The organism is Tundrisphaera lichenicola (genome assembly GCF_051175385.1).
Lineage (GTDB): Bacteria > Planctomycetota > Planctomycetia > Isosphaerales > Isosphaeraceae > Tundrisphaera > Tundrisphaera lichenicola.
Window position 1 is genome coordinate 5,652,791 of record NZ_CP195106.1, and the last position, 11,986, is coordinate 5,664,776.

Below are 11,986 nucleotides of genomic sequence, written 5' to 3' on the forward strand. Positions count from 1 at the left end.
CACAATAGGGCAGCACCCTCGCGGGCCCGGCTTTCGTAAACTCCTCGCAATTGTGAGCTACAGGCCGAGAACAACCCTCTCAAAAGCATCTGAGCGAATCGAGGCTGAACCGTCCGCGAATAGTCGGAGGTCACAATCCCACATGGGCCAGGATGGCGGGTTTGCCCGAGCTCGCCTGTGCCGGAAAATTCTTGGTTTCGGGAGACGCATTCTCGGGTTTGATAATTCCGCGATGTCGTAGACTCTTTCCAAGGAACTGGTCGGTCGCGTTGTCGAGGTCGCTCGATTCGGGTTCCAAATTCTGCTTCCGATTAGGCCTTGCTTAGCTTGGACGGGTCTGGCAACCTCGACGAGCCAGAGGCGATGAAGGCCCAGAGGCGAGTCGAGTTATGATCCGAGCATCTCGATCGGTGAGTTCTCCGAAGTTCGGAGTTGCCCTGATTGCAACCCTCGCCGGGGCCGGGACCATCCTGGCCGCGATGGCGACTCCGGGTTCTGCGCGACCCGAGGAGAAAACCGCTCGGTCGATCCCCTGGAAGTTGGTGGGCAACTTCTCGTGTGCCGCACGGGGGTGCCACGGCGCGGTCGGGCCGACCGATCCAGCTCACGGCGACGTGTTTATCAAGAACGGATCTTCGACCACCTGGCGTTATTTCGACCCGCATGCGAAGGCCTATGACGTCCTCAAGTCGGAGCGATCGCTGGCGATGGCCCGTGCGCTCAAGGACACACTGGGGGGAGCGAAACCTCACGAGTCGAAGCGATGCCTGGTCTGTCACGCGACGGTCGACCCGATCGTCGAGGATTTCCGGCAGTTCGACCTCGCCGACGGGGTCTCCTGCGAGGCCTGCCACGGTCCGGCCGGCGACTGGCAGGAGGCCCACCTTTCCCCCTCCTGGAGGGCCGATTTGAAGGCTCGGGCCGAGGCCGGGATGACCGACCTCGCCGGGGCGAAGGATCGGGCCAGGACCTGCACGGGCTGCCATGTCGGCGAGAGGTCTGAGGGTCTCGACGTCAACCATGATCTGATCGCCGCCGGTCACCCTCGACTCAACTTCGAGTACTCCGCTTACCTCGAAAACTATCCGAAACATTGGCGAGAGAAGGCGGGCACCGACCAGAAATTGGCGAGCGACTGGGCAGTCGGCCAGGCCGTCATGACCAGGGCGGGCTTGCAACTCCTGGCCGAGAGGGCCGAGTCGGCCGCCAGTGGCAGAGCGGAGGGAGTGGCGGGGGTCGCGCCGTGGCCAGAGTTTACAGAGACCGAATGCTTCTCGTGCCATCACAGCCTGACCCGTGAAAGCTGGCTCCCCGATCGGGGTAGCCTGTCAGTCTCCCCCCCGGGGCGACTCCCCTGGGCGACCTGGACTTTCGCGATGCTCCCGGAGCTATCGAAGGTCAAGCCGGGATGGAAAGTGGACCTGGCGACCGCCCCCTGGTCCGAGTTGAAGCAGGAGATGACACGCGGGGAGCCCGATGCCTCGAAGGTGGCCGAGCTCGCCCGCAAGGCAATCGGGGTGATGGATGGCTGGATCGAGTCTCCCGAAACGAAATCACTGACCTCAGAGGAACTGGCGGGCCTGTTGAAGGACTGGACCGAAAACAAGGCGACTTCCCCAGAATCGTGGGATCAGTTAGCCCAGAAGACCCTGGCGATCTCCGCGATCGCCCGTGCCGGTCTGGCCCAGGGTGTGGACCCGTCGATCTTAAAAATGGCCGAGACCATCGTCCGGGCGAATCTGGAGAAGCTAGGGTTTCCTCGCGGCTTCGACAGTCCCCTGGGTGGTCGACCCGTCGAAGCCCCCTAGGGACCGCCAGATCCCTCGACTGCGGAGAGTCGGATCGGTCGATGTGTCCGGACTTTCGCAGCCCGGTACCGCGATCGCGGTCGACTGATTCGGATCAAATCTCATCGGAGTGGGGTCAGGGAACGTTCCCCGACCTGGATCGATATCGCTGCGACCAAGGAGCTAGAACGGTGCAACTCGGGATGATCGGCCTGGGTCGGATGGGCGGGAACATGGTCCGGCGTTTGATGAAAGCCGGGCACGAATGCGTGGTGTTCGACCACAGCCAGGAGGCCGTCAAGACGCTGGCCGGAGAGGGGGCCATCGGGGCGACTTCGCTGTCCGACTTCGCCGCCAAGTTGACCGGCCCCAAGGCCGCCTGGGTGATGGTCCCGGCCGGTGGGCCTACCGAAACCACCGTCGAGGAACTCGCCAAGCTGTTCGGCCCCGGCGACATCATCATTGATGGTGGAAATTCATTCTACAAGGACGACGTCCGTCGAGCGGCCTCGATCCAGCCCAAGGGGATCCATTATGTCGACGTGGGGACCAGCGGCGGCGTCTGGGGGATCGAGCGCGGCTACTGCATGATGATCGGCGGGCCGGCCGAGGCCATCAAGCACCTCGATCCGATCTTCAAGACGCTAGCCCCGGGCAAGGGGGATGTCGAAGTCACCCCGGGTCGCGGCAACAAGCCGGGGACCGCCGAGGATGGCTATCTCCACTGCGGCCCGTCGGGTGCCGGTCACTTCGTGAAGATGGTCCACAACGGCATCGAATACGGCTTGATGCAGGCCTATGCCGAAGGATTCGACATCTTCCGGAACGCCAGCTCCAAGGAACTGCCCGAAGGCCATCGATACGAGCTGGATCTCGCCGAGATCGCCGAGGTCTGGCGCCGGGGGAGCGTCGTCGGTTCCTGGCTCCTCGACCTGACCGCGATGGCCCTGATCGAGAACCCTTCCCTCTCCGAATACACCGGATTCGTCCAGGATTCGGGCGAGGGTCGATGGACGGTCCAGGCCGCCATCGAGGAGGCCGTCCCCGCGGACGTCCTGACCTCGGCCCTCTACACGAGGTTCCGCTCCCGGCAGGAGCACACCTTCGCCGAGAAGGTCCTCTCGGCCATGCGTCACAAGTTCGGCGGGCACGTGGAGCGAGCCTCGGGCGGCTGATCGGGCCGTCCAGGAGAAGAGGACGATCTCGCGATCTCGGATTGCAGTTTTCCGGCCAGAACGCGACAAACCGGTATGCTAGGTGCGGTGTACCTTCACGGCTCGTCGCCTTGAGTTCGGAATTCTCGAATCCGCGATCGCGGCTCGTCCGCCCTGGATCGACCGGAGACCACTTCCCATGCCACCCGAAGAATCGATCAACCCGCTGACACTCGGCACATCCCATTCGCTCTTGCCGCGTCCCTGCGTGCTGGTGATCTTCGGGGCCGCGGGCGACCTCGCCTGGCGCAAGCTCATGCCGGCCGTTTATAATCTGAACGTCGACGGCCTCTTGCCGGCACATTTCGCCGTGGTTGGTTTCGGGATCGGTTCCGAAGGTGATCCCGAAGAGTGGTTTCGACGGAGGGCCCGCGACGGGATCGCGGCGTTCTCTCGACAACCGCTCGACGAGGGACACTGGGCCGACCTTGCCCGCTCCCTTTCGTATATCGAGGGTCGATTCGACGACGTCGAGGCCTACGCCCTGCTCAAGGCGAAGCTCGATGAGATCGACCAGAAATTCGGGATCCCAGGCGCCCGGATCTTCTACCTCTCCATCCCCCCGACGATGGTCGAGGTCAGCGTCGATCGGCTCAAGTCGGCCGGGATGGTCCAGCCGGCCGAGGAGACCACCGCCTTCACCCGCGTGATCGTCGAGAAGCCAATCGGTCGCGATCTCGAGAGTGCCAAGGAGGTCAATGCGGCCGTCGCGCACGCCTTCGAAGAGGAGCAGACCTACCGGATCGACCACTACCTCGGCAAGGAGACCGTGCAGAATCTGATGGTCCTCCGGTTCGCCAATAGCATCTTCGAGCCGCTCTGGAATCAGAAATATATCGATCACGTCCAGATCACCGTGGCCGAGGAGGAAGGACTCTCCCACTACGATCATCAGACCGGAGAGTTGAAGGCGAGCCGGATCGGTTATTTCGAGGGGATCGGTAATCTTCGCGACATGGTGCAAAACCACTTGCTCCAGGTCCTCTGCATGACCGCGATGGAACCTCCCTGGTCGCTCGCCCCGAATGTGGTCCGCGACGCCAAGTCGGTCGCGCTCCGGTGCCTCCGGCCGATGACCGATGCCGACGTGGAATCGTCGGTCGTCCGGGGCCAGTACATCCGCGGCGAGATCGGGGGACGCGAGGTCCCCGACTACGCTCGAGAAGTCACCGACTTCTACCAGAAGCGGAACCAGCCGATCCCGAATCCGATCACGACCGAGACGTTCGTGGCCATGCGGGTCTACATCGACAACTGGCGATGGGCGGGAGTTCCCTTCTATCTCCGAACCGGGAAGCGAATGCCCAAGCGTTCCAGCGAGGTGGCCATCCAGTTCCGGGACGTGCCGAACATCCTCTTTAACCAGCACCCCGACGTCCCCATCGAACCGACCATCCTCTCGATGCGGATCCAGCCCGAAGAAGGGGTCTCGCTCCGGATCTCCTCCAAGCTCCCCGGGCCGAAGTTCCGGATCTATCCGGTGAAGATGGATTTCAATTACGGCACGAGCTTCGGCGGCTCGACGCCCGAGGCTTACGAACGACTGATCCTCGACGTCATGGCGGGCGATGCCACGCTCTTCATGCGACGAGACGCGGTGGAGGCGGCCTGGGAGTTCGTCATGCCGATCCTCGATCACTGGGAGCGGAGTCACATCCGGTTCATCCCGCAATATCGGGCGGGGACCTGGGGACCGCCCGAGGCGGACCGACTGATCGAGGCCGACGGGCGGGAATGGAGGACCCTCTGATGACCGACATGGGCACCACCCAGATCGTCCCGTCGGAGGCCGACGACCAGCACCTGCCTCTCGGCCGAGTCGATGCCGAGCTCGATCGTCGGCTCGAAATCGCCCAGTCCCGATCCACGATCCCGCTCCGTCGGGTCCGGATGTCAAACCTGATCATCTATTGCAGTCATCCCGATCAGGGCTGCCAGATCGAGGGCCTGATCCCCGAAATCATCGCGATCCATCCGGCTCGCGTGCTCCTTCTGGTCGTGGACAGCACGGCACCCCGGGGAGATGTGACCGCGTCGGTCCAGGTCCGTCAGGTCGACAATGACCCCCGACTGGTCTCCGAACAGGTGACCCTGAAGGCCGGAGTTTCGGACATCGACGCCCTGCCCTTCGCCGTCCGAAGTCTCCTGATCGGCGACTTGCCGACGAACCTCTGGTGGGCCTGCCCGACCCCGCCACCCGTGGCCGGGCCAATCCTTGAAGGGCTGGCCGAATCGGCCGAGCAATTGATCTTCGACAGCCTGGGCTGGTCCGAGCCGACTCGCGGCGTCGCCCAGACCTCGTCGTGGCTCGACCGATTCGAACGAGGCCCGGAAACCGGACGGTGGCGGATCGCGTCGGACCTGGCCTGGCGAAGGCTCAAATCCTGGCGAAGGCTCCTCTCTCAAGGGCTCGACCCCGCCACCGCCCCCGACGTGCTCTCCAACATCACCGACATCCTCATCGAGCACGGGCCACACGCCGTCACCCAGGCCTGGGGGCTGGCCGGCTGGCTGGCATCGCGGCTGAACTGGACCTTCCAGGCCGGGAAGATCCACGAGGACGTCGAGATTGCCTTCCGATTCGAGGCCCCACATGGTCCGGTCAAACTTCGGATTGATCGGCTCCCCGAGGGGACGCCGGAGATCGCCCGGATCCGGGTCACCAGCGGCCCGAGCGATCGTCCGACGATCCTCGATTTCGTCACCGAGCCCGACGGCCGCCTCTCGGTCGTGACGATCGGTGGTGCGGAGATCCCGAGGACGGTCTCGTCCTCGACCCCGGGGATTGCGGCATTGATCGCCCGGCAGCTGACCGACCGAGAACCCGACAAGGTGTTCCGTGAAAGTATGCAAGTGGCCCAGCAACTCGCCCGTCGCGTCGCGGGTTGAGCGAGGGTCGAACGTGATTCGGACGACGCAGGCATGATAAGGGCGGCTATCGCGTCGAGGCGATTGGTCCCTTTCTCGAAGGAGAGATTTCGATGATCCTGGCCGGCGACATCGGCGGTACGAAGACGGTCCTCGCGTTATTCGAGCCCGATGGGGAAGAACTCCGGGTGGTCCGCGAGGCAACCTATCCGAGCCGTGAGCATGCGACCTTCGAGGAAATCCTGGGCGAGTTCGCCAGCTCGGGGCCAGGTCCGAAGGTCGAAGCGGCCTGCTTCGGGGTCGCCGGTGCCGTCATGGATGGGCACGTCTCGACGACCAATCTCCCCTGGACGCTCGACGAGGAAGCCCTGGCCGAAAGCCTCAAGGTCGGGAAGGCCACTCTCCTGAACGACCTGGAGGCGGCGGCCTACGGCACCCTTCACCTCAGCCTCGAAGAGAAGCACGTCCTGAACCCCGGGACCTCCCGGAGGAAGCGGGGAAACATCGCCGTGATCGCCGCCGGGACCGGCCTGGGAGAGGCCATCCTCTTCTTTGATGGCCAGAAGTATCAGCCGATCGCCTCCGAAGGGGGCCACTCGGACTTCGCCCCTCAGTCCGACCTCGAGATCGACCTGCACAAATACCTCCGCCAGAAGTTCGGCGGACACGTCAGCTACGAACGAGTCCTCTCCGGACCCGGCTTCTTCAATGTCTACTCCTTTTTTCGAGACACCGGACACGCCCCCGAGCCCGATTGGCTCGCCGACGAGATCCGGGGAGGCGACCCCAGCGCGGCGGTCGCCAAGGCCGGCCTGGCGGGCACCGACCAGAATTGCGTGGCAACCCTCGACCTCTTCTCCACGATCTACGGGGCCGAGGCAGGCAATCTCGCCCTCAAGGCCTTGGCCGTCGGCGGGGTCTTCGTCGCCGGAGGGATCGCCCCCAAGCTACTCCCCGCCCTGACGAGGAACGATGCCTTCCTCAAGGGGTTCTTCGCCAAGGGACGATTCGGATCGCTGATGAAGAATCTTCACGTAAGTGTCGCCCTCAACCCCAGGGCCCCGCTGATCGGCGCGGGGTATTATGCACTTCAGCACTGAGCTGGCCTGGCGCTATCCGAACCCGTTCTCGACGATCCGTCCAAGAAAAGCAGGATAGCCAGGCCCTCGTTTCGCTGATAGTGATGGAGCGGTCTTGAGTTTTCCCAAAACCCGCCTCGCCCAATCCGAAGCCTTTGGGATCGTTTTCCCGACGTCGTTCGGTTGGGTTCGTTTTTCCCGGGCAAGGTCGCACGTCTCCGAAAGCATCGCCCTGACCTGAGATCCCAGATTGGGTTCGTTTTTTCCAGTACTTCGCCCACCCGACGGCCTCGATGAGCCGGACCAGCCCAGGAACGATCATGAAGAAGCCGATGGCGAACTCCGTGGAGCTTCAGAGACTCTCCGAGATCTCGGACGGCCATACCGGCTGGCGGAGATGGGGAACCTATGTCGCCGACCGAGCCTGGGGAACGGTAAGGGAAGATTACAGTGTTGACGGTGACGCCTGGGCCTACTTCACCCACGAGCAAGCCCGGAGCAAGGCTTATCGCTGGGGCGAGGATGGAATCGCGGGGCTTTGCGACCGTTATCAGCTCATCGTCTTCGCCTTCGCCTTCTGGAACGAACGCGATCGGATCTTGAAGGAACGCCTGTTTGGCCTCTCCAACCCCGAAGGAAATCACGGCGAAGACGTCAAGGAATACTACTTCTATCTGGACGCGACTCCGACCCATTCCTACTCGCGTTTCCTGTACAAATACCCCCAACGAGAGTTCCCCTATCAGGATCTGATCGACGAGAACGCCAGGAGAGGGACCGACCAACCCGAGTACGAGTTGCTCGACACGGGGATCTTCGACGAGGATCGCTACTTCGACATCGAGATCGAATATGGCAAGGTGATGACCGATGACATCGTCATCAGGATCACGGCCACCAACCGAGGGCCGGATCCGGCTCCGCTTCACATCCTGCCCCACCTCTGGTTCCGGAATACCTGGGGCTGGGGCGAGAAGCCCGGGAAGTCGGCCAAGATTTACCTGGGCGAGTCGAAGCCGACTTATGTGAGCCTGGTCACCGACGACTCGATGATCGAGACCCTATCCAATGTCCCGCTGAGCTACCAGATCGGCTCGCGGAACCTCTACGGTCCGAGCGGCGGCCGAGTCATGTTCACGGAGAATGAAACCAACCAGGAACAGCTTTACGGGGTCCCCAATCACGGCCCGCACGTCAAGGATGCCTTCCACCGGCACATCATCCACGGCGAGAAGTGCCTGAAATCCGAGAGCTACGGGTCGAAGTCGGCCATTCAATATCGGTTCGACGGGATCCCCCCCGGCGAGTCGGTCACCCTTCGCTTTCGGCTGACCGACACCTGCATCCTCGGAGATCCCCTGGCTGAGGTCGACTCGATCCTCGCCCAACGGAAGATCGAGGCGGACGAATATTACGACACGATCCACCCCCCCGATGCGAGCGACGACGATAAGCTGATCCAGCGTCAGGCGCTGGCGGGCCTCATCTGGACCAAGCAAGCCTACCTTTACGACGTCGACGTCTGGCTCAAGGGGGACAACCCCGACTGGCCGCCGCCGGTCGAACGTCAACACATCCGCAACGACCACTGGAAGCACATCAACTCGATGAGGGTGATGACGGTCTGCGACAAGTGGGAATATCCCTGGTTCGCGGCCTGGGATCTCGCCTTCCAGTGCGTCCCGTTCGCGCTGGTCGACCCCGACTTCGCCAAGCATTCGCTCTGGGTCCTGCTCTTCGAGCAGTTCCAGCACCCCAACGGTCAGATCCCGGCTTATGAATGGGAGTTCTCCGACCTCAATCCGCCGGTCCACGCCTGGGCGGTCTGGCGGGTCTACAACATGGATCGCCTGGCCTCGGGGAAAGCGGACCGGGACTGGCTGGAACGCTGCTTCCACAAGCTCCTGATGAACTTCGCCTGGTGGATCAACAAGGTCGATCGCGAGGGGAACAACGTCTTCGAAGGCGGGTTCCTCGGGCTCGACAACATCACCGTGGTCGATCGTTCGAGGCGTTGCGAAGATGGGTCGACGATCGAGCAGTCCGACGCCACCGGTTGGATGGGGATGTTCTGCCTGAACCTGATGAGGATCGCCCTGGAACTGGCCAAGGAGAACTCGACCTACGAGGCGCTGGCGACCAAGTTCTTCCAGCATTACACCTATGTCGCTGCGGCCATGAAGCACATGGGTAACAAGGATTATTCGCTCTGGGACGAGGAAGACGGCTTCTTCTACGACGTCCTGCGCTACCCCGACGGCCGCTATCACAAGCTCCGGGTCCGTTCGCTGGTGGGCCTGATCCCCCTCTTCGCGGTCGAGCGTCTCGAAGAGGAATGGATGAAGCCCTTCAGCGTCTTCTCCAGCAATTTCCACTGGTTCCTGAAACATCGGCCCGAGCAGGTCAAGGGCGTGGTCCACACCGTTGAGCACGAGGGGGGACTCACCCACGCGCTGACCATCCTGGACAAGAATCAGATCCGACGGATCCTCAATCGGGTGATGGACCCGACCGAATTCCTCTCCGATTACGGGGTCCGGAGCCTCTCGAAGGCCCACAAGGAACACCCCTTCTACTTCGACGGCCAGTATGTGGGATACGAGCCGACCGAAGCCCTCGTGCGGATCAAGGGGGGGAACTCCAACTGGAGAGGACCGCTCTGGTTCCCGACGAGCTTCCTGCTGATCGAATCGCTCCGAAAGCTCGGCAAGGCCTTCGGCAACGATGTGGGCGACTCCGACAATCCGGGGGTCCCGTTCAACTCGATGGCCCGCGAGATCGCCCAGCGGATGATCTCTACCTTCCGCCAGGATGAGCGGGGTCGCCGGCCCGTCTTCACCGACTCCTCGCGGTTCCAGGACGATCCGCACTGGCGCAACAATCTGCTCTTCTATGAGTATTTCAATGGGGATAGCGGAGCCGGCCTGGGTGCCTCGCACCAGACCGGATGGACCGCGTTGATCGCCAGTCTGATCGACGAATGGACCGTTTGAGCCAAAATCGCCGGGAAAAGCGGGCAAATCTCCGAGATCGACCGGAACAATCCATCAGGAAGGCATTGTATTTGCCCGCATAGATCCTGCGTGGCCCAGGGCCCACGCGAGAGGGGCTCGAACGATCGAGCAGCCCTCCCGTTCCTCCGAACTTTCCGCGGAACAAACGGGAGAACACCATGATGACGCTTCGAAACCTATTCCTTCCCATGACACTTGGCCTGGCCCTGATCCCGACCGCACGGGCCGGGAATGACGACAAGAACGCCTCGGATAAGAAGTCCCAGGAGAAGACGGTCCAGGGAGTCGTCTCCGAAGTGACGGTCCTCGGCGAGACCGACATCGATTACTCGACCGGTCGGGCCGTCTCGGCCACCATGACCTACCTGACCGTCCTGGGCCGCCCTTCCGAGATGGAAGAATCCAAAGGCGAGGGCGATAAAGTAGCCAAGTCAAGCAAGACCTCGGCTTCCGGAAAGTCGGATCAGTCGAGGAAACGGATGAACGTCTACGTACTCGCCATCGCACCGAAGACCAAGGTGTGCGAATGCATGGCGACCGAAAAAGCAGGAGCCGCCGCGCAGGAGAAGGAGTGCGGGTTCGACAAGCTGGAAATCGGCGATACCGTCGAGGTCCGTTACGAGTCGGACATAAGCAAGTCCGAGGCGAAGAACGCCTCGTCGCGGGACAATCGGAAGCATGGCCGGCATCGGATCTATTTCGGGGCCGCCAAGGATATCAAGATCATGGCCGAGCCGATGGACGATGAGTCCGAAGACGACAAGAAGTCGCCCGAGAAAGACGCCAAGTAATCCGACCAGCCCTCCACTCGCCGATCTGCGGGTGGAGGGCCCTTTCGCTCAGACTTCCGCCAGGGGGGTATCGACCCAGGCCCTCCGAGCGTGCGATTCGAGGACGGCATCGGCGATGATCTGAGCGTTGAGACCGTCGTAGAAGCTGGGGACGGCGGGTCGCCCCTCGACGATCGCCGAGACGAATTCCCACATCAGGTCATATCGAAAGACGGTCGCCGGCTTCCCCTGGCTCGGGTCGCGGGGGCTCCCCTCGGGCTTCAGGAATTCCGGGGGCACGGGAACCGGGGCGAGGTCGCTGCCCGTCTTGCCCAGGAGGATCGTGTTGGGCTCGTGAAGCCGATAGACGGCCGAGCCTTCCGAGCCATTGATCTCGGCCCACTCGTGGCCGAAGCCGTCGCGATGATACCCCTTGGCCAGCGTCGTCCCCTCCCAGACCCCGGTGGCACCCGACTGGAACTCGCCGATCATGCTCGACCAGTCGTCCACCTCGGACGGCGGGCAAGGCTTGCCGTCGGGCGTGAGGTCGCGAGGGGCGAACCGGGCCACGGCCCCGCAGACGCTCTGCAGAGGCCCGAGCAGGTCCAGGGCGAAGTCGATCCGGTGGATCGTCATGTCGTAGAGGTCGCCCGCCCCGGCCTTGTCCTTGTACTGCCTCCAGCCCCAACTGGTCTCGGGCCAGTCGAGGAAGCGCTGCGAGCGGAAGTGTCGGGGCGTGCCCAGCGAGCCCGACTTGAGGAGATGTCGGAGGTATCGCATCGACGGGGCGAACCGATAGGTGAAGGCCGTCATGTGGACGATGCCCGCGTCGCGGGCCGCCTCGTACATCGTCCGGACCTCGCCCTTGTTCACTCCCAGGGGCTTCTCGCACATGACATGCTTGCCGTGCTTCGCCGCAGCCAGGGCGATCGGCAGGTGCGTGAAGTTGGGCGTGGCGATGATGACGGCATCGACCCCCGGGTCGGCGCAGAGAGCCTCGGGATCGGTCGTGACCTTCTCGACCCCCCACTCCGACTTCCGCCGCTCCAGGAGGACCGGGTCGGCGTCGCAGGCCCCGGCCAGTTCGGCACGAGGGTCGAGCTTGATGGCCGGCACGTGGTGATAGTCGCTGACCGCCCCGGCGCCAATGATGGCGACCCGGACCTTACCGCTCGATCCAGTATTCATCGTCCATCCCGATTGACTGGTTCCCGCCCGCTTGCCTTGGGCCTCCGAGATTAATATCCTGCAGGC

8 protein-coding genes are annotated in these 11,986 nt (G+C 63.0%); 7 read left to right on the forward strand and 1 reads right to left on the reverse strand.

All coding sequences use genetic code 11. From position 1 onward, the window contains the following. Positions 1–410: 410 nt before the first annotated feature. The 7 genes from P12x_RS22165 to P12x_RS22195 all read left to right on the forward strand — a co-directional run bounded on the left by P12x_RS22165 (position 411) and on the right by P12x_RS22195 (position 10,753). Positions 411–1,808 carry a multiheme c-type cytochrome gene (locus tag P12x_RS22165; RefSeq protein WP_435007022.1) on the forward strand — a complete coding sequence of 466 codons (1,398 nt, stop codon included), beginning with the start codon at positions 411–413 and terminating at the stop codon, positions 1,806–1,808. Between the two features lie 170 nt (positions 1,809–1,978). Beyond that, positions 1,979–2,962: a phosphogluconate dehydrogenase (NAD(+)-dependent, decarboxylating) gene (gene gnd / locus P12x_RS22170; protein ID WP_435007024.1), complete on the forward strand. Its 984-nt coding sequence runs from the start codon at positions 1,979–1,981 to the stop codon at positions 2,960–2,962. A gap of 178 nt (positions 2,963–3,140) precedes the next feature. Continuing rightward, entirely contained in the window at positions 3,141–4,751 is a 1,611-nt protein-coding gene (zwf, locus tag P12x_RS22175; protein ID WP_435007025.1) for a glucose-6-phosphate dehydrogenase, read from the forward strand. Continuing rightward, positions 4,751–5,890, forward strand: a complete 1,140-nt coding sequence (locus P12x_RS22180) for a glucose-6-phosphate dehydrogenase assembly protein OpcA (protein WP_435007027.1) — start codon at positions 4,751–4,753, stop codon at positions 5,888–5,890. The genes zwf and P12x_RS22180 overlap by 1 nt, the downstream gene beginning before the upstream one ends. Positions 5,891–5,982: 92 nt before the next feature. Then, positions 5,983–6,969, forward strand: coding sequence for a glucokinase (glk, locus tag P12x_RS22185; RefSeq protein WP_435007028.1), 987 nt, complete (start codon positions 5,983–5,985; stop codon positions 6,967–6,969). A 311-nt stretch (positions 6,970–7,280) separates the two neighbouring features. After that, complete coding sequence (locus tag P12x_RS22190) at positions 7,281–9,941, forward strand: MGH1-like glycoside hydrolase domain-containing protein (protein ID WP_435007030.1); 2,661 nt, start codon at positions 7,281–7,283, stop codon at positions 9,939–9,941. 179 nt (positions 9,942–10,120) lie between these two features. Continuing rightward, the gene (locus P12x_RS22195) at positions 10,121–10,753 is read left to right on the forward strand and encodes a hypothetical protein (RefSeq protein ID WP_435007031.1); all 633 of its coding nucleotides are present in this window, start codon (positions 10,121–10,123) and stop codon (positions 10,751–10,753) included. Positions 10,754–10,801: 48 nt separating this feature from the next. On the opposite strand, the gene P12x_RS22200 is transcribed toward P12x_RS22195, so the two are convergent. Further along, positions 10,802–11,920 carry a Gfo/Idh/MocA family protein gene (locus P12x_RS22200; protein WP_435007032.1) on the reverse strand — a complete coding sequence of 373 codons (1,119 nt, stop codon included), beginning with the start codon at positions 11,918–11,920 and terminating at the stop codon, positions 10,802–10,804. Between the last annotated feature and the right edge of the window lie 66 nt (positions 11,921–11,986).